This window comes from Sphingosinicella sp. BN140058 (assembly GCF_004135585.1).
GTDB lineage: Bacteria > Pseudomonadota > Alphaproteobacteria > Sphingomonadales > Sphingomonadaceae > Allosphingosinicella.
Genome location: NZ_CP035501.1, coordinates 96,375 through 119,004 on the forward strand (window position 1 = coordinate 96,375; position 22,630 = coordinate 119,004).

Consider the following 22,630-nt stretch of genomic DNA (forward strand, 5'->3'; position numbering starts at 1 on the left):
CACCTGCCAGCTGACTGCCCGTCTCGGAATGCGGGATGCTCACCTCCGCAGTGCATCGTAAGGAGGGGGCATGCCTCGCCACGTCATTCGATGTGGAGGACTGCCCGTCCCGATGCTACGCCCTGCTGATGGATATCGCTCGCCCCTGCGTTTCCGCTCTCCTGCTGCTGGCCCTCTGCGGATGCGGAGGCTCCAGAGGCGGAGCCGAGGATAATGCGTCGACAGCGCTGGCCAACCCGGACGGCGGCGAGCTCGCGCAGGCCCAGGCCTATGTCGCCCAGTTCACCACCGACACTCCGGATCGCTGCTTCAGCGACGTCGAACTGAACCAGCCCGCTCTGGAGTCGCGGACAGGTGATGGGCTCGGATCGGGAGTCACGCCGGTGCGGGTCGTCGTCGCGATCGATGGCTCCGGATCGATGGCGGGTCGGATCGGCGGGCAGACCAAGCTCGATCTCGCCCGCGAGGCGGCGACGCGATTCATCGACGGGCTGCCGGCGTCGGTCGAGGCCTCGTTGCTCGTCTTCGGCCAGCAGGGCGACAACAGTGAGGCCGGCAAGGCGAAGTCCTGCGCGGGAGTCGACCTGCTCGCGCCGATGTCGAACGATCGCGCGCAGCTCGGCGCCGCCGTGTCGCGAGTGCGGGCGGTGGGCTGGACGCCGCTCGCCGCCGGCCTGGCACGCGCCGAGACGCTGCTCGCCCGCGCATCCACCCCGGGAGAGCAGGTCATCTACGTCGTCTCCGACGGCGAGGAGACGTGCGGCGGCGATCCTGTCGCGGCCGCGCGGCGGATCAACGGCGGCACGACCCGCGCCATCGTCAACATCATCGGCTTCGGCCTGCCGTCGGGCGAAGCGGCGGCGCTGAAGGCTGTCTCCGCTGCCGGCGGCGGTACTTTCGTGAACGTCGACAGCCGCGCCGCCTACGACCGAACGTTCGCGCAGTTGCGCGAATCCAACCGCCAGACCGGCAACGCCCTGCGCCGAAGCAACGCCGTCACCGGCAACGCTTTGCGCACGTCGAACGCGATCACCGGCGCCGCTTTGTGCATCAGCAATCTGATCACCGGCGAAAGCCTTCGGATGAGCAACGACCTCACCTCCCGCAGCCTCCGGGACGAGGCCCTGCCCTTCGCGCCCACGGCCCGGAAGCTGCTGAAGCAACGGCATGATGCCCTGCAGGCGCGGCTGAAGCGCTTCGAGGCGCGCCTGCAGGGCGACGATGCCGCCACGCGTGCGACGATCGATGCGGCGGCAGACGCGGCCCGCTAGCGAGCTGGCACTCAGCCAGACTAAGGATTGCGCTATTCGCAACTTTTGCTTGCTTTCGGTGCCGCTCGGCGGTAAGGAACAGGATGGGAACGTAGCGGTGTCTGCAGCCGCGCGTCACTCGCGAATTTCCGCGGCCAGTTAAGATCGTACGAGCGCAACCCACGTTACGGGATCTGCAGTCTTTGACAGCGTGAACAAGGAAGTTCGGCTGCTCGCACAGGGTGCCGTCGCGTGCACCGCACGCGCCCTGCGCCGCCGCCCGTCACCTGTATTTCACCTGTTCTTACGGTCGTGGGAGGTGGTCGGACGAACGGAAGACATACCGGACAGCCGCGTCTTCATCCGGCTCAGACACCCGCACCGCCCTGCGCCGCCGTCCGTCACCTGTATTTCACCTGTTATTACTGGCGACGCTCCGACGACCGGGAGGCGTACAGGCCATCCGCATGTCCGCCCGGCTCGGACGCCCTCGTCCGCACCAAACGCCCTCTGCGCCGTTCAGTCATCACCTGTATTTCACCTGTTCTTACGGCCCAGCGGAACGCAATGCGCTTTAGGATGCAAGTTCGGTGATCGTGCGCTGCAGGACATCCACCCTGTAAGGCTTCGCCAGAAAACGGCCGTCGTCGGGCACATCCCGGTCCTGCAGGAAGGTGTCGCCCGAGGTCAGCACGATCCTGATCGACGGCCACCGATCGTGGACGATCCGGGCCAGCTGCAATCCGTCCATCGTTCCGGGCATCCTGATGTCGGAGAAGAGGATGTGAACCTCCTCGGCGCCCTGCAGAATCGTCAGGGCTTCATCGGCGCTCGAGGCCTCCACGACATCGTAGCCGGCCTCGGCCACCGCATCGGCACCGATCAGCCGCACCATGGCTTCATCTTCGACGATCAACACCTTCATAAAGACCTCTGACCTTAAGACCCTCTCGCGTTCGGTCCGACCCAACATAGATCAGGAATTCAGAACGGCGCTCGCACGGCGATGTTCCTGCGCGCTTCCTTTTTTGCAGCTTTTTCTGATGCTTGGTGGCGAAACCTTCCACAAGGATCTGGATCAGCACTCCGACGCCCTCGCCACTGAAACGGCGACGGAAAATCCAACCGGCATCTGCTTTCTTGCCCGGCGGAGGCAGCCTGGAGACGCGGGGCGACAATACTTGGGACGCCCGTCACCTGTGCCGCGCGCGCCGCCAGCCGCCGCCTGTATTTCACCTGTTCTTTCGGGCGGGCGAACCAACGGCCAGCATGCCCACCAGCATCCGCGTCTCACCCGCCAGGCCACCCTGATGGACAAGGCGACGATGCTCCGAAGCTCTGGGTGACGGTAACAGCTGTTCCGATCAGATCGGACGACCAAGCCGCCGTGGCCGAGGCGCTCGGCGGCTCTTAGGCGACGGTCAGAGCGTAGAGGCTGATCAGCAGAAGGAGGCATCCTCCGGACAGGCTCCACCAGAATCGTACCGGCTGCGCCTTGCGACGCACCGGTGTGCCCCACCATGCGCTCGGCCTGCTGACGATGAGCGGTACAAGGACGCCGATCGCGATTGCGATCCAGAGCCACGGCTTCATCCAGTCGGGGAACATCGGCAGTGTCTAACATCACACCGTTTACGTCTGCAACGACGACGCCCCGATGCCCCCTGCCCGCCTGCGGGCGGCAGCGGCGAAGGAACCCGCGCGCGCTCCGTCGATTGAATCGGAAACGAATCGATCCGGAGCATGTTCGATGGCCGCACGCGCATATTGGAAGGGGCAGATCAGGCTGGCCTTGGTCTCGATCCCGGTCGAGATCTTCAGCGCGACCAAGAGCGGCGCCGCGATCGCGTTCAACCAGATCCACGAGCCGACCGGCAAGCGTATCAAGTACGAAAAGGTCGTGCCCGGCGTCGGCCCGGTCGATCCGGAGGACATCGTCAAGGGCTTCCAATATGAGAAAGGCTCCTACGTCCTCGTCAACGACGAGGAACTGGAGGCGGTGAAACTCGAATCGAAGAAGACGTTGGAGCTCACCCAGTTCGTCGATTACGACGAGGTCGACGTCCTCTATTACGAGAAGCCCTATTACGTCGTCCCCGCCGACGATCTCGCCGAGGAGGCGTTCATCGTCCTGCGCGAAGCCCTTCGCCGGACACGCAAGGTCGGCGTCGGCCAGCTCGCGCTGCGCGGCCGCGAATATCTGGTGAGCCTCAAGCCCTGCGGCCGCGGCCTGGTGCTCGAGACCCTGCGCTACGCCGACGAGGTCAACAAGGCGCGCGACTATTTCCGCGACATCTCCGATGCCAAGCCCGACGAGGATCTGCTCGACCTCGCCGAGACCCTGATCGAGCGCAAGACCGCCGATTTCGACGCCTCCAAATTCCATGATCGCTATATCGAGGCGGTCCAGGATCTGATCGAACGCAAGCGCAAGGGCGCGACCATCCACCCCGAGGAAGACGAGGCGCCCGCCAAGGGTACCAACGTCATCGACCTGATGGCGGCGCTGAAACGCTCGATCGAGAAGCCGGGGGCGAGCGGCGGCGAGGAGAGCGGAACCAAGAAAGCGCCGGCGAAGAAGGCCCCCGCCAAGAGCACGGCCAAGGCCCCGGCCAAGAAGGCCCCTGCCAAGGCGGCGCCCGCAAAGGCGGCACCGGCGAGGAAAAGAGCGTGAGGGATAAGATCCTCCCCGAGCTGTGCTCGGGGAGGGGGACCGCCCGGCGCAGCCGGGGGGTGGAGGGGGGCTTATGCAGCGCACTGCACCGCCCCCCCTCCACCACGCCGCTGCGCGCAACGGCTGCTGCGCAGCCGGTTCCGGCTCTCGGAACGCCCCCGGCGTTCCGACCCGCCTTCACTCCCCTCCCCGTTCCGGGGAGGATCTGAGACGTGGCAAAACCCGCCAACCCCCTCGAAACTTACAACCAGAAGCGCGACTTCGCGAAGACTGCGGAACCGAAGGGCACTTTCGACAAACTCTCCTGGGGCGAGGGCCATGGCTTCATGGTCCAGAAGCACGACGCCACCCGCCTCCATTACGATTTCCGGCTCGAGCTCGACGGCGTGCTGAAGAGCTGGGCGGTGCCCAACGGTCCCAGCCTCGATCCGGCCGACAAGCGCCTGGCCGTCCGCACCGAAGACCATCCCCTCTCCTACGCCACCTTCGAGGGGATCATCCCCAAGGGCGAATATGGCGGCGGCACGGTGATGCTGTGGGATCGCGGCATCTGGATCCCCCATCCCGGCAAGGATCCGCGCAAGACCCTGGAGGAAGGCCATCTCCATTTCACCCTCGACGGCGAGCGGATGCAGGGCGAGTGGATCATGATCCGCATGAAGGGCCGCCCGCGCGACCGCGGCGAGAACTGGATCCTGAAGAAGGTCACCGACGAACATGCCGGCGGCTCGATGGCCCTCACCGAACGCTTTCTCACCAGCATCAAGACCGGCCGCACGATGCAGGAAATCGCGGCGGAGGCAAAGGCGAAGGAGCTGAAGAGCTGGCTCAAGGGGCTTGAGCCGAAGAAAAATCCTCCCCGAGCTCTGCTCGGGAAGGGGGGTGTAGGCGGGTCGGCAGGCCGGGGGCCTGCCGAGAGCCGGAACCGGCTGCAAAGCAGCCGTCAGTCGAAGACTGGTGGAGGGGCAAACGGCGCCGGCGCCCCACCGCAGGGTGCAGAAGGGGCCACTAGCGCCCAGTCTGCCCCTCCACCCCGCCGCTCCGCGGCACGGTCCCCCTCCCCGAGCAAAGCTCGAGGAGGAGGCGGGCAAGGCGCCCTTCCCCTCCCCGCCTTCCGCGAGCCGCGAAAGGCGACGCTCGCCGATCACGTCCCCTCCGGATCCGGCTGGATCCACGAGATGAAATATGACGGCTATCGCTGCCTGCTGGCGATCGCCGGCGGCAAAGCGAAAGTCTACACCCGCTCCGGGCTCGACTGGTCGGACAAGTTCCCGGAGATCGTCGACGCCGCGGCATCGCTGGAGGTCGGCTCCGCCTTGCTCGATGGCGAGATCGTCAGCCTCGACGACAAGGGCTCGTCGAGCTTCTCGGCGCTCCAGCAGGCGATCGGCGAAGGCGGCCGCGGTCTCACCCTGTTCCTGTTCGATGCGCTCGAGATCGACGGCGAGGACGTGTCGCGCCTTCCCAATATCGAACGCAAGGGCCGCCTCGCCACCCTGGTCGGCGAAGGCAAGCCGCCGATCCTGCTCTATGCCGAGCATATCGTCGGCCATGGCGAAGAGCTGTTCCGGGCGATGTGCGACGCCGGCCAGGAAGGGATCATCTCCAAGCGTGCCGACGCCTCCTATCGTTCGGCGCGGACCAAGACCTGGCTCAAGATCAAGTGCATCCAGCGCCAGGAATTCGTCATCATCGGCTGGACTCCGAGCGAGGCCAAGGCGCGCGGCTTCCGCTCGCTGCTGCTCGCGGTCAACGAAGACGGGGCGTTACGCTATGTCGGCAAGGTCGGCACCGGCTTCTCGATGGCCTTGATCCAGGAACTGCTCGCCAGGCTGAAGCGGATCGAGGTCAAGACCGCGCCGACCGCCGTCCCCCGCGCGGAGGCGCTCGGCGCGCATTGGGTCAAGTCCGAACTGGTCTGCGAGATCGCTTTCGCCGAATTCACCTCGGAAGGGGTGATCCGCCACGGCAGCTTCCTCGGCCTGCGCGGCGACAAGAAGGCCGGCGAAGTCGTCAGGGAACTGCCGCAGCCGATCGCCGAGCCCAGCAGCGACGACATCAAGATCACCAATCCGGAGCGCGTGATCTTTCCCGACGCCGGCGTCACCAAGCAGGAACTGGTCGATTATTACCGCGCAATAGGCCCGGTGATGATGGCCTGGGCGGCGCAGCGGCCGCTCAGCCTCGTCCGCTGCCCGCAGGGCCGCGACAAGAAATGCTTTTTCCAGAAGCACAATACCGGAAGCTTCGGCCGCCACGTCCACCAGATCGAGATCGAGGAGAAGAAGGGCCAGACCGAGGATTATGTCTATGTCGACGATACTGCCGGCCTGATCGCCTGCGTGCAGATGGGCACGATCGAATTCCACGGCTGGGGCTCGCCGGTGGCCGATATCGAGAAGCCCGACCGGCTGATCTTCGACATCGATCCCGACGAAGGCCTCGATTTCGCCGAGACCAAGCGCGCCGCCCGCGATCTCCACCGCTATCTCGCCGACATGGGTCTGCAGAGCTTCCCCCTGCTGACCGGCGGCAAGGGCGTCCACGTGGTCGTGCCGCTCACGCCCGACGCGGAATGGCCCGAGGTCAAGGATTTCGCCCAGCGTTTCTGCATCGCCCTGGCGACGGCCGAGCCCGAACGCTTCACCGCCAATCTCGCCAAGGCGAAGCGCAAGGGCCGGATGTTCCTCGATTACCTCCGCAACCAGCGCGGCGCGACCGCGATCATGCCTTATTCGGCGCGCGCCCGCGAAGGCGCGCCGGTGTCGGCGCCGATCAGCTGGGACGAACTGGACGACATGCAAAGCGGCGCCCGTTTCAGCGTCCGCGATTCCGCACTCCTGCTCGAACGCGCGTCGAGCCGCGCCCTCCAGGGCTGGGGCGAAGCCAGCCAGACTCTACCGGATCTTTAAGCCATGACGATCGACATCAACACCGCAACCAAGGAAGAAATCGATGCCGTCGAAGGCCTTCAAGGCCACGGCCACGAAATTGTCCGCTTTAGGGAGGAACGCGGCGGCTTCACCGAATTGCGCCAGCTGGACGAAGTGCCGGGGCTTAGCGGAAAGGTGGATGCGGACACTCTGAAGCGGATCTGCGTTTGAGGCGGGGGGCTTCTTGTCAGGCGCACGTCTTTACGCCACGGGCAATGGTCCGACGGTCTCGGTGCCGCGCACGGATTTGGAGATGAGATGAGCGATCCGGAATTGGTCAACGAAGGCGGCCCGGTCTCCTCGGGCCTTCCCGAACTCGACTACATCCTTGCCGGCGGATATGCCGCCAACCGCGTCCATCTGGTCGAAGGCGAGCCGGGCGCCGGCAAGACCACCCTCGGTCTTCAATTCCTGCTCGAAGGCAAACGCAAGAACGAGCGCTGCCTCTATATCACCCTTTCGGAGAGCAGGGCAGAACTCAAGCATACCGCGAGCACCCACGGTTGGGACCTCGACGGGATCGAGATCTTCGAGCTGGTGCCGCCCGAATTGAGCCTCGATTCCGAGCGCGAGCAGTCGATCGTCTACGCCTCGGATCTCGAACTCGGCGAAACCGTCCAGATGGTCATGGACGAGGTGCAGCGGGTCGCCCCCGCGCGGATCGTGTTCGACAGCCTGTCCGAAATCCGTCTGCTGGCGCAGGGACCGCTGCGCTTCCGCCGTCAGGTGCTCGCGCTCAAACATTATTTCGCGCAGCGCAATTGCACCGTTCTGTTCCTCGACGATCTCACCCAGACTCACGAGGATCTCAGCCTCCACAGCCTCGCCCACGGCGTGCTTCGGCTCGACCAGATCGCGATCGGCTACGGCGCGGAGCGCCGCCGCCTGCGGATCTGGAAGATGCGCGGGCGCGCCTTCAAGGGCGGCTATCACGACATCGCGATCCGCACCGGCGGCATGACCATCTTCCCACGGCTCGTAGCGGCCTCGCATCCGGAGGCCGGCCGGCCCGACCTGCGGGCGCAAAGCGGCATCGCGGAACTGGACGATCTCGTCGGCGGCGGCCTCGACTACGGCACTGCCAATCTCATCGTCGGTCCGTCGGGCTCGGGCAAGTCGACGCTGATTCTCCAATATCTCTACGCCGCGCTGAAGCGCGGCGAAAAGGTGCTGGTGGTCAGCTTCGACGAGACCGAACGAGTCTTCATGCGGCGCGCCATCGGGCTCGGCATGGATCTCTCCGACGCGATCCGCGACGGGCTGTTCACCTTCCGGCAGGTCGATCCGGCCGAACTCTCGCCGGGCGAACTGACCGCTTTGGTCCGCGAGCAGGTCGAAGGCGGCACATCGATCGTCTGCCTCGATTCCCTTACCGGTTATCAGCATGCGATGACGGAGGAGAAATACATGCTCCTCCAGATGCACGAGATCGTGACCTATTTGAACCAGCAGGGCGTGCTTACTTTCCTGATCCTCGCGCAGAGCGGAATGGTCGGCCAGATGCAGTCGCCGGTGGACCTCACCTATCTTTCGGATGCGGTCATCCTGCTGCGCTTCTTCGAAGCCCGGGGTGAGATCCGACGGGCTCTGTCGATGCTCAAGAAGCGCACCGGCGCGCATGAATCGACCATCCGCGAGCTGAAGATCGACGGCGGCGGCATTCGCGTGGGCGAGAAGCTGGATGGCTTCCGCGGCGTGTTGACCGGCGTGCCGGTGTTCGAGGGCGACGCCAAGCTGATCGAGGAGCGCCGTGACCAGCGCGGCTGACGATATTTTCCTCGTCATCGCACCTTCGGGGCGCGACGCGAAGGTGGTCGGCGATCTGCTCGGCAGCGCTGGCCTGCTCTGGCAGGCCGACAATGACGGCGAAGCCCTGCTCGACGCGCTGGCAGAGGGAAAATGCGCAGGCGCCGTCGTCACCGACGATGCGCTGTCGCGGATCGATTCCGAGCGCCTGCGCGACGCGATCGAACGACAGCCGCCCTGGTCGGACTTCCCGTTCGTCCTGCTCAGCCGCCGTGGCGATACACGGCAGGGATCGCGGTCGATCGAGGATCTGGTCAACGTCACCATCCTCGAACGCCCCCTGCATCCGGCCTCTTTGATCAGCGCGGCGCGGGCGGCGTTGCGCGGCCGCAAGCGTCAGCGCCTGGCTGCGCGTCATCTTTCCGATCTCGAAATCGCCCAGGCGCAGTTGCGCGAGCTCGCCGGATCGCTCGAAGCGAAGGTGATCGAGCGCACCCGCGATCTCGCCGCCGCCAACGATCGCCTGACCGCCGAGATTGCGGAGCGCGAGCGTGCCGAGGCACGCCTGCTCCAGGCCCAGAAGATGGAAGCGGTCGGACAGCTGACCGGCGGCATCGCCCACGATTTCAACAATCTGCTGACCGCGATCGTCGGCTCGCTCGATCTGCTGCTCCGCCGCACCGACGACGAGAAATTGCGCCGGCTCGCCCGCAATGCGCTCGAGGCCGGCGAGCGCGGCGCCCGTCTCACCGGCCAGTTGCTCGCTTTCTCGCGCCGCCAGCGCCTCTCCCCCACCCCGGTCCAGCCCAACGATATCATCTCCGGAATGGGTGATCTGCTCGCCCGCTCGATCGGCCCGCACGTTCGCGTCGAGACCCGGCTCGATGCCAATCTTTGGCAGGCGCTTGCAGATCCGACCCAGCTCGAGGTGATGATCCTCAACCTCGCGATCAACGCCCGCGACGCGATGCCGTCGGGCGGCCGCCTGACCATTGCGACCGCCAATCTCGAGCATGTGCCCGCGTCCCTGCAAGCGGAGCTTCCGGACGGGGAATATGTGGCGATCTCGGTCGCCGACACCGGCACCGGCATGAGCCCGGCCGTCCTCGCCCGCGCGTTCGAGCCCTTCTTCACCACCAAGGAGGTCGGCAAGGGCACCGGCCTCGGCCTTGCCCAGCTCTACGGCTTCGCAAAGCAATCGGGCGGCACCGCGAGGATCGAGAGCCGCGAAGGCCACGGCACCGTTGTCACCATCTATTTGCCGCGCACCCGCGAACAGACGGAGGCCGAGGCGCCACGCCCGCTCGCCGCCCGTCCCGCCACCCGCGCGCGCATTCTGGTGGTGGACGATGACGACGACGTCCGGCTCGTCGCTGCCGCCATGGTCGAGGAACTGGGCTACGAGGTGGTCGCCGAAGCCTGTGGCGATGCCGCGCTGAAACGGCTCGATCAGCAGGAGTTCGCGCTGCTGCTGACCGATGTTGCCATGCCCGGCATGAACGGGGTCGATCTCGCCGCCCGCGCCGCCCAGATCCGCCCCGATCTGCCGATCCTGTTCGCAAGCGGCTATGCCGACATCCAGACCTTCGGCGAGGAACTGAGCGACGACCGTTTGCTCAAGAAGCCCTACCGGATCGCCGATGTCGCGGCGCGGATCAGCGCCATCCTGACGCCCCAGCAGAGCACCGGAAAAGTGGTTCCGCTGCGCCGGCCATGAACCCGAACCGCCGTGGTGTATTAGCCGGCTAGGGCGCTTTTCCCCTTGCACTCACCATTGGCCCTGCCCCATTTAACCAGCGACACATGATGAGGGAGCAACGATGGCCACCGAAACCAAGCTCAAGCTGGAAGCGCCCGAGGCGCTGACCACCGTCGAGCCGGAGCAGGCCGCGGGCCTGGTGCCGATCGAGGACGGGGTGAAATCCAAGCTGGAGACGGTCGCCGACAAGTTCGTGAGCGAGCTCGTCGCGGCGGATGCCAACAGCCCCGAATTCGGCCGCAAGGTCGACGAGCTCACCAACATGGGCCGCAAGCAGATCGCCGATGCGGCAGGGGCGTCCAATCGCTTCCTCGATCGTCCGGTCAAGGCGATCGACGCCGACAACGGCATCGGCGCCAATTTGAGCGAGCTGCGCCGCACCGTCGAGGATCTCGATCCCGGCAAGCAGGGCAATCTGCTCGCGCCGAAGAAATTGTTCGGGATCATCCCGTTCGGCAACAAGATGCGCAATTATTTCGACGGCTACAAGAGCGCGCAGAGCCACATCTCGACCATCCTTTCCAGCCTCGCCTCGGGCAAGGACGAGCTGCTGATGGACAATGCCGCGATCGACACCGAGCGCGCGTCCTTGTGGAAGACGATGGGCCAGCTCGAGCAGATGATCCACATCTCCAAGCTGCTCGATGCCAAGCTCGAGGACAAGGCCAACGAGCTCGACGCCACCGAGCCGGCCAAGGCCAAGGCGCTGCGCGAGACCGCCCTGTTCTACACCCGCCAGCGCACCACCGATCTGCTGACGCAGATGGCGGTGACGGTGCAGGGCTATCTCGCCCTCGATCTCGTCAAGAAGAACAATGTCGAGCTGATCAAGGGCGTCGACCGCGCCTCGACCACCACCGTCTCCGCGCTGCGCACGGCGGTGACGGTCGCGCAGGCACTGACCAATCAGAAGCTGGTGCTCGATCAGATCACCGCACTCAACACCACCACCGCAAACGTGATCGATTCGACCGGCAATATGCTGCGCAACCAGACCGCCCAGATCCACCAGCAGGCGGCCTCGGCGACGATCCCGCTCGAGACGTTGCAGCGCGCCTTCCAGAACATCTACGACACGATGGACAGCATCGATCAGTTCAAGCTGCAGGCGCTGTCCAGCATGAAGCAGACGGTCAACACCCTGTCGACCGAGGTCGAGAAGAGCCGCGGCTATATCGCGCGCGCCGAGGGCGTCGAGCAGAACCGCCTGTCGGGCAGCAGCGCACCGTCGCTGCTGGCGCCGGTCGAGCGCTAAATGGCAGGTCCTCCGCGCAGCGTCGACGAAGCCATCGCCCGGTTCGACGAGGCGGTGGCCCGCTATGACGGGACCAGCCGCGAGGCGGCGGTTGCGCGGCGCCGGCACTATCAGCGCGCGGCGCGCTCGCTCGGCAAGCGCATCGCCGGCATGGGCGCCGCCATCGTCGCCCTGATCGTCGCGACGATCGCCTTCGGCCTGATCGTCGGGCCGATCGGCATCAACGGCCTGTTCGTCGTCGCCTTCCTGACGCTCGTCATCCTCCTGCTCTTCTCCTTCTGGCCGAGCGAGCCGAAGCGGGTGGAGTATAACGAGCAATTGCCGACCAAGGCGGTGGTCCGGCAGCTCGACAGCCTGCTGGTGCGGGAGCGCGCCGCCTTGCCGGCGCCGGCCGCGCGACGGGTAGACGAGATCAGCGCCACCCTTCCCCTGCTCGAATCCCGGCTCGCCGAGATCGACGCGCTCGATCCGCTCGCTCAGGACGCACGTCGGCTGATGGGCAAGCACCTCCCCGATCTGCTCGAGCGCTACGAGCGCGTGCCTGCCCAATATCGCCAGGAGCGCGACGGCGAGGGGCTGACGGTCGACGAGCGGCTGGTGACGAGCCTCGACGCCGCCCGTGGCACGCTCGACGACATCGCCGCCAGGCTTGCCGAGAGCGAACGGCAGAAGTTCGAGACGCAGGGCCGTTTCATCGAGAGCCGCTACAAGGATCCGAGCGGCCTGTCCAACACGTGATCAAGAACGCTCTCGGTGACATGGTCGGCGCGGCCGGGGACTTCCTGCGCCGCCACCTCAAATCGAAGGCGGTCCGCGAGGCCGAGAAGCGCCGCCAGGATCGTCGGAAGCAGCTCGCCTGGCAGAAAGCGAAAAGGGCGAGCATGCTTGGCGGCGCCTCCGCGGTCGGTGCATTCGGCTATGCGATGACGGTGACGCCGATGGCGATGGCCGCGGTTGCCGCCGGCGCCGCCGCAGTGGTCGGCATGGCCGCGTCCGGCCTTTGGCAGGGCCGCAAGCCCGCCACCTTCTCGCGCGAGGAGCTCGCCGCTCTGCCCTGCCAGGCCGAGGAATGGCTGCTCGAACAGAGACTGCTGCTGCCGGACAGCGTCTCGCCGACGCTCGATGCCATCCTGGTCAATCTCGGCGATCTGCCCGGCCATCTTGCCGAAGCCGATCCGCGCTCCACCCTCGCCTGGGATGCGCGCAAGCTGATCGGCGAGCATCTGCCCAATCTGGTCGAAGCCTGGTGCAAGCTGCCCGCCGTGACGCGCGAACGCGATCCGGAGACAAGACGCCGGTTCGAGGATGGTCTCGGCACCATCGCCGAGGAGATCGCCCGCCTGACCGAGGAAGCGAGCCGGGACGAGCGCATGCGGGTCGAAACCCACGGCCGTTTCCTCGACGCCCGCTATCGTGATGGATTGTCCGATCCCTAAGCGGTTGCTGTCCAGGACCCTTCCCGATCGCTTCATCCTGTGGCTGCTGGCGACCGTTGCCGTCGGAACCCTGCTGCCGGTCCACGGCCTCGCCGCGGAGGCGGTGGACTGGCTGACGCTCGCCGCCATCTTCACCCTCTTCTTCCTCCACGGCGCGCGCCTGCCGCGCGAGGCGCTGCTCGGCGGCCTGACCGACTGGCGTCTCCACCTCGCCATCCTCGGCATGACCTTCCTCATCTTTCCGCTGTGCGGAGTGGCTTTGTCCCACCTCTTTCCGAGCCTGCTGTCGCCGATGCTGTGGACCGGCCTGCTCTTTCTCTGTGCCTTGCCGTCGACCGTGCAATCGTCGATCGCCTACACCTCGCTTGCCGGCGGCAACGTCGCCGGCGCAGTCGCGGCGGCGGCCTTCTCCAATCTGATCGGCGTGTTCCTGACGCCCGCCCTGGTCGGCCTGATGCTGGAGACGCAGGGTGCGCAGATCTCCTTCTCGGGGATCGGCAAGATCGTCCTTTTGCTGTTCCTCCCCTTCGTGCTCGGCCATGGCCTGCGCCGCTGGATCTTTCCCGTGATCAAGGATCGCCCGACCCTGACGACCATCGTCGACAAGGGCACCATCCTGCTCGCCGTCTACGGCGCCTTCTCCGCCGCCGCGGTCGAGCGCCTGTGGACCCGGATCCCGCCGGGGCAGATCGGCATCGTCTTCCTGTTCTGCGGCCTGCTGCTGGCGGCGGTGCTCGCCGCCGCCTGGTCCGTCGGCCGCGCCTTTCCGCGGGAGAGCCGGGCCGCGATCCTGTTCTGCGGATCGGTCAAGTCGCTGGCGAGCGGCGCGCCGATGGCACGCATCCTCTTTCCCGGCGCCGCCGCGGGCATCGTCCTGCTGCCGATCATGCTGTTCCACGCGATGCAGCTGATCGTCTGCGCCTGGATCGCCGCCCGCATGGCGCGGCGGCTCTGAGGGTCAGTCGCTCGCGGCGGCGAGGATGCGTCGGGCCTGGACGAGATGGGGCCGGTCGATCATGCGTCCTTCCAGCGACAGCGCACCCGCATCGGGCGCGGCTGCGAATGCCGCGACCACCGCGCGGGCATGGTCGATCTCGGCGTCGCTCGGCGTGAACGCATCGTTGATCACCGGCACCTGCGCTGGATGGATCGCCATCATGCCGGTGAAGCCGTCGCGCCGCGCCCGCGCTGCATACGCGGCGAGACCATCGAGATCACGAAAGGCGGGATAGACGGTCTCGATCGGCCGCACCCCCGCCGCCGCCGCGCCGAACAGGCAGAGCGAGCGCGCCAGCTGGTAAGGCGCCGTGTAGCTGCCGTCCTCTTCGCGCGAGGTCGAGGCGCCGATCGCCGCCGGCAGATCCTCCGCCCCCCAGGTCAGCCCCTCCAGCCGCGCGGCGCCGCCATAGCTGCCGAGTTGGAACATCGCCGCCGGCGTCTCGGTCGCAATGGCGAGGATCCGCGCGGTCGCATTGCCCCGTGCAGTGAGCCGCCGCGCGAGATCGTCGACCGAGGCCCCGCCCTCCGCCTTGGGCAGCACGATCCCGGCCGGCTGGACCGTGCTCAGCGCGTCGAGATCCTGCTCGACGTCCGGCGTGTCGAGCGGATTGATTCGTACCCAGAGCCTCTCCACGGGGTTCGCGGCAACAAAAGCGGCAACCTGGCGCCGCGCCTCCGGCTTGGCCGACGCGGCAACCGCATCTTCGAGGTCGAGGATCAACGCATCGGCGCCCGAGGCCAGCGCCTTCGCCATGCGATCCGGCCGATCGCCGGGGACGAACAGCAGCGAGCGCAGCTTCATCTGAATTCTCCCCGAGCTTGCCTCGGGGAGGTGGCAGCCCGCAGGGCTGACGGAGGGGCTTGCACGGCGGCGGAGCAACCTCTCCACCCCCGCCTGCGGCGGCGGTCCCCCTCCCCGTGCCGGGAAGGATCAAGAAACCAGGGCTTCACCCCCGCCTCCGCATCAACGCCGTCCGCTCGCACACGCAGACCAGCTCGTCGCGCTGGTTGAGCATGCGATGCTCGAACGTGACGATGCCGGCATCAGGACGCGAGCGGCTGTCCTTCAGCGCGATCACCTCGGTCTCGGCGCGCAGCGTGTCGCCGACGAACACCGGCTTGGGCATCCGCACCTTGTCGTAGCCGAGATTGGCGACCAGCGTGCCGAGCGTGGTGTCGCCGACCGACAGGCCGACCATCAACGCGAAGGTGAAGGTGCCGTTGACGACGATCCGGCCGAACTCGGTAGTCGCCGCATATTCGGCATCGAGGTGCAGCGGCTGCGGATTGTGGGTGAGGGTCGAGATCAGCAGATTGTCGGTCTCGGTTACCGTACGGTGCGGCTGATGGCTGAGGCGATCGCCCAGCGTCCAATCGTCGAAATAGCGCCCCGACATCACACCTCCGTCATCCCGGCGCGGGCCGGGATCTCAGCGAGATTCAAGCGCAGGTGCATCCGCGCCCTGAGATCCCGGCCGTCGCGGGGATGACGGGATTTGCTCATGCCTCGTCCTTCTCCACCCGCACCAGCAAGGCGCCCTCGGTCACCTGTTCGCCTTCGGCGACCTGCAGTTCCGCCACGATGCCGTCGAACGGCGCGACCAGGCTGTGCTCCATCTTCATCGCTTCCAGCGTGACCAGCTTCTGCCCCTTGGCGACTCTGTCCCCCTGCCTGGTGTCGACCGACAGCACCCGTCCCGGCATCGGCGACACCAGGCTGCCGTCCCCGGCCGCGCCGCCACCGGCAGCGCCGCCCACCCCGGGCAGGGTGAAGGCGAAGGCCTGGCCGGAGGCGAAGACGAGGACGTTCTCGCCCTGCGCGGTGGCGATGCCCTCGATCGGCGGATCGCCGCCGGCGTCGACCAGGCGCGTCTCGCCGCCATGCGCGATCGCGACGCTGAGATCGGGCGCGGCGTTGAGCCGGAAGCCCTGCAACGCATCCCAGGGCTCCCCCTCCCCGCCGCTGCCGAAATCGGACGCGAGCAGGGCCGTCGCGGCGAGGTTCCACACCGGCTCGCCCGGATTGCTGTCGGGCACCAGCCGATCGATGCGCGACGGGATGAAGGCGGTGTCGACGTCGCCGTTCCGGAAATCGGTATGGTCGGCGGCCCTGGCGAGAAAGGCGGCGTTGGTCTTCACCGGCCAGATCTCAAGCTGCTCGAGGGTGTCGACCAGCCGATCGATCGCCTCGTCGCGGGTGGAGGCGTGAGCGATCAGCTTGGCGATCATCGGATCGTAATAAGGGCTGATCCGGTCCCCCTCCTCGACCCCGGTGTCGACGCGAAGGCCGCGGCCGAGCACGAAATGGTCGAGCCGCCCGGTCGAGGGCAGGAATTCGTGGGCGGGGTCCTCGGCGTAGAGCCGCGCCTCCATCGCATGCCCGCGTATCCGCAATTCCTCCTGACGCAGCGGCAGCCGCTCGCCACTGGCGACGCGGAGCTGCCACTCGACCAGATCCTGGCCCGTAATCTCCTCGGTCACCGGATGCTCGACCTGGAGGCGCGTGTTCATCTCCATGAACCAGATGCGGTCGGGCCGAAGCCCTTCGGACGCATCGGCGATGAACTCGATCGTCCCCGCGCCGACATAGTCGACCGCCTTCGCCGCCTTGACCGCGGCGCCGCAGACCGCCTCCCGGGTCGCCGCGTCCATGCCCGGGGCCGGCGCTTCTTCGATCACCTTCTGATGGCGGCGCTGCAGCGAGCAGTCGCGCTCGAACAGGTGGACGACGTTGCCGTGGCTGTCGCCGAACACCTGCACCTCGATGTGGCGCGGACGCTCGATATATTTCTCGATCAGTACCCGGTCGTCACCGAACGACGCCGCCGCCTCGCGCTTGCACGAGGCGAGCATGTCGGCGAATTCTTGCGACTGGTTGACCCGGCGCATGCCCTTGCCGCCGCCGCCGGCGACCGCCTTGATCAGCACCGGATAGTTGATCGCATCGGCTTCGCTCTTCAGCCGATCGGGAGACTGGTCGTCGCCGAGATAACCGGGCGTGGTCGGCACGCCCGCCGCGTCCATCAGCCGCTTGGCCGCATCCTTCAGCCCCATCGCCCGGATCGAGGCCGGCTTCGGCCCGACCCAGACCAGGCCGGCATCGATCACCTTCTGCGCGAAGTCGGCATTTTCGGACAGGAAGCCGTAACCTGGGTGGATTGCCTCGGCGCCAGTCTCCCGCGCCGCCGCAAGGATGCGGTCGCCGACAAGATAGCTTTCCCGCGCCGGTGACGGGCCGATATGCACTGCGGTGTCCGCCTCCCGCACATGCAGCGCATGGCGGTCCGCGTCGGAAAAGACGGCGATCGTGCGGATGCCGAGCCGCCGCGCGGTGCGGATCACCCGACACGCGATCTCGCCGCGATTGGCGATGAGGAGAGATCGGATCATTATACCTCCCCGGTACGGGGAGGGGGACCGCGCCGTGGAGCGGCGTGGTGGAGGGGCTGCCCCGCGGCACATTGAGAAATCACGAGTTGCAACACTCCTTCGAGGTTCGACAGAACATCACGGGCAGCGATGCGCAAGGTGGAGAAGCCCTGATTGGCAAGCCATTCGTCGCGGCCTTCATCCCTGAATTGAGCGCTCATTGGATCATGCGCCGCGCCGTCAATCTCGATGGCGACGCGGGAACTCAGACAGGCGAAGTCGAGCACGAACGGTCCCGCAGGATGTTGGCGACGAAACTTCAGCCCGGCCGGCCGCTTGCGAAGTTCGCGCCAGAGCAGGACCTCCGGCAGCGACATTTCCTTTCTGAGCGTGCGTGCTCTGCCGATGATTGGGGCGGGTCCGGTCAGCACCGTGCCAGCCCCTCCACCACCCGGCTAAGCCGGGCGGTCCCCCTCCCCGTTCCGGGGAGGATTCTTGCGTGCGTGCCCCTCACATCCGGAACACGCCGAAGCGTGCCCTCTCCGCAATCGGTGCGTTGAGGCACGCGCTGAACGCGAGGCCGAGCACGTCGCGCGTTTGCGCCGGATCGATGATGCCGTCGTCCCACAGCCGCGCGGTCGCGTAATAAGGATTGCCCTCGTCCTCGTAGCGCTGGCGGATCGGTGCCTTGAACGCTTCGGCCTGCTCCGGAGTCCAGCTGTCGGCATCCTTGTGCACCGTGGCGAGCACGCTTGCCGCCTGCTCGCCGCCCATCACGCTGATCCGGCTGTTCGGCCAGGTGAACAGGAAGCGCGGGCCGTAGGCGCGGCCGTTCATGCCGTAATTGCCGGCGCCGAAGCTGCCGCCGATCAGGACGGTGACCTTCGGCACCTGAGCGGTGGCAACCGCGGTGACGAGCTTGGCGCCGTCCTTGGCGATGCCACCCGCTTCATATTTGCCGCCGACCATGAAGCCCGAAATGTTCTGCAGGAACAGCAGAGGCGTGCGGCGCTGGCAGGCAAGCTCGATGAAATGGGCGCCCTTGAGCGCACTTTCCGAGAACAGGATGCCGTTATTCGCCAGGATCGCCACCGGCATGCCCCAGATCCGGGCGAAACCGCAGACCAAGGTGGTGCCGTAAAGCGGCTTGAACTCGTGCAGCTCGGAGCCGTCGACGATCCGCGCGATCACTTCGCGTACGTCGTAGGGCGTGCGGACGTCATCGGGAATGATGCCGTAGAGATCCTCCGGATCGAGCTTAGGCGCGACCGGCTCGCTTATGTCGAGATCGACCGATTTCACGGTGTTCAGGCGGGCGACGATGCTGCGCACGATCGCCAGCGCATGCGCGTCATCCTCCGCGACATGGTCGACCACGCCCGAGCGGCGCCCGTGCACGTCGGCGCCGCCGAGATCCTCGGCCGAGATCACCTCGCCCGTCGCTGCCTTGACCAGAGGCGGGCCGCCGAGGAAGATCGTGCCCTGGTTACGCACGATCACCGTCTCGTCCGACATCGCCGGCACGTAAGCGCCGCCGGCGGTGCAGCTGCCCATCACGCAGGCGATCTGGGCGATCCCCTCCGACGACATCTGCGCCTGGTTGTAGAAGATGCGGCCGAAATGCTCCCGGTCGGGAAACACCTCCGCCTGGTGCGGCAGATTGGCGCCGCCGCTGTCGACCAGATACAGGCAGGGCAGCCGGTTCTCGCGGGCTATCTCCTGCGCGCGCAGATGCTTCTTCACCGTCAGCGGAAAATAGGCGCCGCCCTTCACCGTCGGATCGTTGGCGACGATCATGCATTCCCGCCCCGACACGCGGCCGATGCCGGCGATCATGCCCGCGCCCGGCGCCTCGTCGCCATACATGCCGTTGGCGGCAAGCTGGCCGATCTCGAGGAACGGCGCGCCGGGATCGAGCAGCCGCGTCACCCGGTCGCGCGGCAGCAATTTGCCGCGCGCGACATGGCGGTCGCGATGCTTGTCGGAGCCGCCGCGTGCCGCCGCGGCGACCTGCGCCCGCAGCTGGTCGACCAGCCCGCGATTGTGCGCAGCAAAGCGCCGGACGCTGTCGGAGCCGTCGTCGAACTTGCTTGCGAGAACGCTCATGCAGCGCCGATCAGTTCGCGGCCGATCAGCATGCGCCGGATCTCGTTGGTGCCGGCGCCGATGTCGAGCAATTTGGCATCGCGCATGTAGCGCTCGACCGGCCAGTCCTTGGTGTAGCCGGCGCCGCCCAGCGCCTGGATCGCCTCCAGCGACACCCGCACCGCATTTTCGGACGCGTACAGGATCGCGCCGGCGGCGTCGAAGCGCGTCGTCTTGCCGGCGTCGCAGGCCCGCGCCACCGCATAGACATAGGCGCGTGCCGAATTGAGCGCGACATACATGTCGGCGACCTTGGCCTGCATCAGCTGAAAGGATCCGATCGGCTGGCCGAACTGCTTGCGCTCGCGGATGTAGGGCAGGACGACGTCGAGACACGCCTGCATGATGCCGAGCTGGATTCCGGCGAGCACGGTGCGCTCGTAATCAAGGCCCGACATCAGCACGCCGACGCCGCCATTTTCCGGCCCCATCACCTGCTCTTCGGGCACTTCGCAATCGTCGAAGACGAGCTCGCCGGTCGGCGATCCGCGCATGCCCATCTTGTCGAGCTTCTGGCCGAGCGAGAAGCCCTTCATGTCCTTTTCAATGAGGAAGGTGGTGATTCCGCGCGACCCTTCGCCGGTCTTGGCGTAGACGACGAGCGTGTCGGCGTAATGGGCGTTGGTGATCCAGAATTTGGTGCCATTCAGCACGTAGCGATCGCCGCGTTTCTCGGCGCGCAGCTTCATCGAGACGACGTCCGATCCCGCGCCCGCCTCCGACATGGCGAGCGAGCCGACATGCTCGCCGCTGATCAGCTTCGGCAGATATTTCTGCTTCTGCGCGGCATTGCCCCAGCGCCGGATCTGATTGACGCAGAGGTTCGAATGGGCGCCGTAGGACAGGCCGACCGAGGCCGAGGCACGGGCCACTTCCTCCTGGGCGACGACATGTTCGAGATAGCCCAGGCCGAGCCCGCCATACTCCTCTTCCACGGTGATGCCGTGCAGCCCGAGCGCACCCATTTCGGGCCAGAGTTCCGTCGGAAACCAGTCCTCCGCGTCGATGCGCGCGGCCAGCGGCGCAATGCGATCGGCGGCGAACCGGGCGGTGGTCTCGCGGATGGCGTCCGCCATCTCGCCGAGCGCGAAATCGAGCCCGAAATCGGCCATTTTGTCTCTCCTGTTGAAGCCGCCCTAGCAGAGCCCGCGATATTTGAACAAGCGGTGCGGAAGGCCTAGATGGGCCTCGTTAGATCCTCCCCGGAACGGGGAGGGGAACCAAGCGAAGCTTGGTGGAGGGGCCGGCACCGAGGCTGACACAGCCCCTCCGTCAGCGCTTCGCGCTGCCACCTCCCCGTACCGGGGAGGATGAATGGAGAATTCATGAGCGCCGATCCGATCGTCATCCTGTCCTACGCCCGCACCCCGATGGGGAGCTTCCAGGGCGCGCTCGCCGGCGCCTCGGCCACCGAGCTCGGCGCCGCCGCCGTCGGCGCCGCGGTGAATCGCGCCGGCGTTGCGCACGAGGCGATCGAGAAGATCTACATGGGCTGCGTGCTGCCCGCCGGCCTCGGCCAGGCGCCGGCGCGGCAGGCGGCGCTGAAGGCCGGGCTGCCGACCCACATCGAGGCGACCACGGTCAACAAGATGTGCGGCTCGGGCATGCAGGCGGCGATCATGGCGGCGGACACGCTTGCCGCGGGCTCGGCCGACCTGATCGTCGCCGGCGGCATGGAGAGCATGACCAACGCGCCCTATCTGATGACCAAGCATCGCGGCGGCGCCCGCATCGGTCACGACAAGATCCTCGACCACATGTTCTTTGACGGGCTCGAGGACGCCTACGAACAGGGCCGGCTGATGGGCAGTTTCGCCGAGGAAGCGGCGACCGAATATCAGTTCACCCGCGCCGCCCAGGACGATTATGCGATCGCCTCCCTGAGCCGCGCCCAGAAGGCGCAGGCGGAAGGCTGGTTCGCCCGCGAGATCGTCGCGGTCGAGATTGCCGGCCGCAAGGGCGCGACCATCGTCGCCGACGACGAGCAGCCGGCCAAGGGCGATCTCTCCAAGATCCCGAGCCTCAAGCCGGCTTTCTCGAAAGACGGTACGATCACCGCCGCCAACGCCTCGTCCATCTCGGACGGCGCCGCAGCTATGGTGATCACGCGCCAGTCGGTCGCCGACCGGCTCGGCATCGCCCCGGTCGCGCGGATCGTCGCCCACGCCGCGCATGCCCACCAGCCCTCCCGCTTCACCACTGCCCCGGTCGGCGCGATGACCAAGGCGCTGGAGCGTGCCGGCTGGAGCATCGGCGACGTCGATCTGTTCGAGGTCAACGAAGCCTTCGCCTGCGTCGCGATGATCGCGATGCGCGATCTCGGCATCGGCCACGAAATCATCAACGTCCATGGCGGCGCCACCGCGCTCGGCCACCCGATCGGCGCCAGCGGCGCCCGGGTGATGGCGACCTTGCTCTCCGCGCTCGAGACCCACGGCCAAAGACACGGTCTCGCCAGCCTCTGCATCGGCGGCGGCGAAGCGACCGCGGTCGCCGTCGAGCTGCTCGACTAGAGCTGGAGCGCTCAGCTCCGATCTGAGGTCGAAACAGGCTCTGAACCGAGGTTCTGGACCTCCGCTACCAGCGCCCGTCTGCGGCGCGGCGGCCGAAATGTTCGTCGATGCGGCGGCGCGTGGCCGGCGAGGTCGCTTGCGGAAGCGTGTCCAGCGCGAACCATCCGGCTTCGGCGACTTCGAGACTCGCCGGCGCCGGATCGCCCACCGCTTCCGCCGCGAACAGAAACACCGTGTCCCTTTTCCCTTCCGCGCCGCTGAACAAAGTGGCGCGGAGGCTGAGGCCGCGCAGCCCGCAGCCGAGCTCCTCCCGCACCTCCCGCCCCGCCGCCGCCTCCGGCGCCTCGAACGGCCGTATGCCGCCGCCGGGCAGCACCCACAGATCCGACCTGCCGTAATTGTTGCGGATCAGCAGGATCGCGCCATCCCGATCGATCAGCATCACCTTCACGCCCCGCGTCCGCGGCCGGAAGATCCGCCACATCCGTTTCTGCACGCGATAGAGAAGGTCGAGCAACCGCCGCATCTCTCCCTTCTAGAGCGACTGCTCT

The 22,630-nt window shown here is 66.8% G+C and carries 21 protein-coding genes; 12 read left to right on the forward strand and 9 right to left on the reverse strand.

Going from position 1 to position 22,630, the window contains the following annotated elements; genetic code table 11:
* Window positions 1–128 precede the first annotated feature (128 nt).
* On the forward strand, window positions 129–1,271 hold the full coding sequence (locus ETR14_RS00405) for a VWA domain-containing protein (protein WP_165356242.1): 1,143 nt from the start codon (window positions 129–131) through the stop codon (window positions 1,269–1,271).
* A 553-nt stretch (window positions 1,272–1,824) separates the two neighbouring features.
* On the opposite strand, the gene ETR14_RS00410 is transcribed toward ETR14_RS00405, so the two are convergent.
* Window positions 1,825–2,145, reverse strand: coding sequence for a response regulator (locus ETR14_RS00410; RefSeq protein ID WP_206185928.1), 321 nt, complete (start codon window positions 2,143–2,145; stop codon window positions 1,825–1,827).
* On the opposite strand from ETR14_RS00410, the gene ETR14_RS28045 reads away from it, so the two are divergent.
* Entirely contained in the window at window positions 2,144–2,596 is a 453-nt protein-coding gene (locus ETR14_RS28045) for a hypothetical protein (RefSeq protein ID WP_165356227.1), read from the forward strand. The genes ETR14_RS00410 and ETR14_RS28045 overlap by 2 nt on opposite strands.
* 64 nt (window positions 2,597–2,660) lie before the next feature.
* Here the strand turns inward: ETR14_RS28045 and ETR14_RS00415 are convergent, their stop codons facing one another.
* A complete protein-coding gene (locus ETR14_RS00415; protein WP_129382849.1) occupies window positions 2,661–2,858 on the reverse strand; it encodes a hypothetical protein in 198 nt (65 codons plus the stop codon).
* Window positions 2,859–3,000: 142 nt separating this feature from the next.
* Here ETR14_RS00415 and ETR14_RS00420 point away from each other — a divergent pair, with 142 nt between their 5' ends.
* The 9 genes from ETR14_RS00420 to ETR14_RS00460 all read left to right on the forward strand — a co-directional run bounded on the left by ETR14_RS00420 (window position 3,001) and on the right by ETR14_RS00460 (window position 14,008).
* Window positions 3,001–3,924 (forward strand): Ku protein, encoded by a 924-nt coding sequence (locus ETR14_RS00420; RefSeq protein ID WP_129382850.1) that lies wholly within the window; start codon window positions 3,001–3,003, stop codon window positions 3,922–3,924.
* 212 nt (window positions 3,925–4,136) lie between these two features.
* The gene (gene ligD / locus ETR14_RS00425; RefSeq protein WP_129382851.1) at window positions 4,137–6,836 is read left to right on the forward strand and encodes a DNA ligase D; all 2,700 of its coding nucleotides are present in this window, start codon (window positions 4,137–4,139) and stop codon (window positions 6,834–6,836) included.
* A gap of 3 nt (window positions 6,837–6,839) precedes the next feature.
* Entirely contained in the window at window positions 6,840–7,028 is a 189-nt protein-coding gene (locus tag ETR14_RS00430; protein ID WP_129382852.1) for a helix-hairpin-helix domain-containing protein, read from the forward strand.
* 87 nt (window positions 7,029–7,115) lie between these two features.
* Entirely contained in the window at window positions 7,116–8,624 is a 1,509-nt protein-coding gene (locus ETR14_RS00435) for an ATPase domain-containing protein (RefSeq protein ID WP_129382853.1), read from the forward strand.
* A complete protein-coding gene (locus ETR14_RS00440; RefSeq protein WP_129382854.1) occupies window positions 8,608–10,320 on the forward strand; it encodes a response regulator in 1,713 nt (570 codons plus the stop codon). The genes ETR14_RS00435 and ETR14_RS00440 overlap by 17 nt, the downstream gene beginning before the upstream one ends.
* A 103-nt stretch (window positions 10,321–10,423) precedes the next feature.
* Window positions 10,424–11,617: a toxic anion resistance protein gene (locus ETR14_RS00445; RefSeq protein WP_129382855.1), complete on the forward strand. Its 1,194-nt coding sequence runs from the start codon at window positions 10,424–10,426 to the stop codon at window positions 11,615–11,617.
* Window positions 11,618–12,355 (forward strand): hypothetical protein, encoded by a 738-nt coding sequence (locus ETR14_RS00450; RefSeq protein WP_129382856.1) that lies wholly within the window; start codon window positions 11,618–11,620, stop codon window positions 12,353–12,355.
* A complete protein-coding gene (locus tag ETR14_RS00455) occupies window positions 12,352–13,053 on the forward strand; it encodes a hypothetical protein (RefSeq protein WP_129382857.1) in 702 nt (233 codons plus the stop codon). The genes ETR14_RS00450 and ETR14_RS00455 overlap by 4 nt, the downstream gene beginning before the upstream one ends.
* Window positions 13,054–13,057: 4 nt before the next feature.
* Window positions 13,058–14,008, forward strand: coding sequence for a bile acid:sodium symporter family protein (locus ETR14_RS00460; RefSeq protein WP_243455698.1), 951 nt, complete (start codon window positions 13,058–13,060; stop codon window positions 14,006–14,008).
* Between the two features lie 3 nt (window positions 14,009–14,011).
* On the opposite strand, the gene ETR14_RS00465 is transcribed toward ETR14_RS00460, so the two are convergent.
* The 6 genes from ETR14_RS00465 to ETR14_RS00490 form a co-directional block, all read right to left on the reverse strand.
* The gene (locus ETR14_RS00465; RefSeq protein ID WP_129382858.1) at window positions 14,012–14,854 is read right to left on the reverse strand and encodes a CoA ester lyase; all 843 of its coding nucleotides are present in this window, start codon (window positions 14,852–14,854) and stop codon (window positions 14,012–14,014) included.
* 145 nt (window positions 14,855–14,999) lie between these two features.
* Window positions 15,000–15,449, reverse strand: a complete 450-nt coding sequence (locus ETR14_RS00470; RefSeq protein WP_129382859.1) for a MaoC family dehydratase — start codon at window positions 15,447–15,449, stop codon at window positions 15,000–15,002.
* A gap of 103 nt (window positions 15,450–15,552) precedes the next feature.
* A complete protein-coding gene (locus ETR14_RS00475; protein WP_129382860.1) occupies window positions 15,553–17,442 on the reverse strand; it encodes an acetyl/propionyl/methylcrotonyl-CoA carboxylase subunit alpha in 1,890 nt (629 codons plus the stop codon).
* Window positions 17,442–17,852 (reverse strand): endonuclease domain-containing protein, encoded by a 411-nt coding sequence (locus ETR14_RS00480; protein ID WP_243455699.1) that lies wholly within the window; start codon window positions 17,850–17,852, stop codon window positions 17,442–17,444. The genes ETR14_RS00475 and ETR14_RS00480 overlap by 1 nt, the downstream gene beginning before the upstream one ends.
* Window positions 17,853–17,931: 79 nt before the next feature.
* Window positions 17,932–19,527, reverse strand: coding sequence for a carboxyl transferase domain-containing protein (locus tag ETR14_RS00485; RefSeq protein WP_129382861.1), 1,596 nt, complete (start codon window positions 19,525–19,527; stop codon window positions 17,932–17,934).
* Window positions 19,524–20,678, reverse strand: a complete 1,155-nt coding sequence (locus ETR14_RS00490; protein WP_129382862.1) for an isovaleryl-CoA dehydrogenase — start codon at window positions 20,676–20,678, stop codon at window positions 19,524–19,526. The genes ETR14_RS00485 and ETR14_RS00490 overlap by 4 nt, the downstream gene beginning before the upstream one ends.
* Window positions 20,679–20,891: 213 nt before the next feature.
* Here ETR14_RS00490 and ETR14_RS00495 point away from each other — a divergent pair, with 213 nt between their 5' ends.
* On the forward strand, window positions 20,892–22,079 hold the full coding sequence (locus ETR14_RS00495; protein WP_129382863.1) for an acetyl-CoA C-acyltransferase: 1,188 nt from the start codon (window positions 20,892–20,894) through the stop codon (window positions 22,077–22,079).
* Between the two features lie 64 nt (window positions 22,080–22,143).
* Here the strand turns inward: ETR14_RS00495 and ETR14_RS00500 are convergent, their stop codons facing one another.
* On the reverse strand, window positions 22,144–22,605 hold the full coding sequence (locus tag ETR14_RS00500; protein ID WP_129382864.1) for an NUDIX domain-containing protein: 462 nt from the start codon (window positions 22,603–22,605) through the stop codon (window positions 22,144–22,146).
* Window positions 22,606–22,630 lie beyond the last annotated feature (25 nt).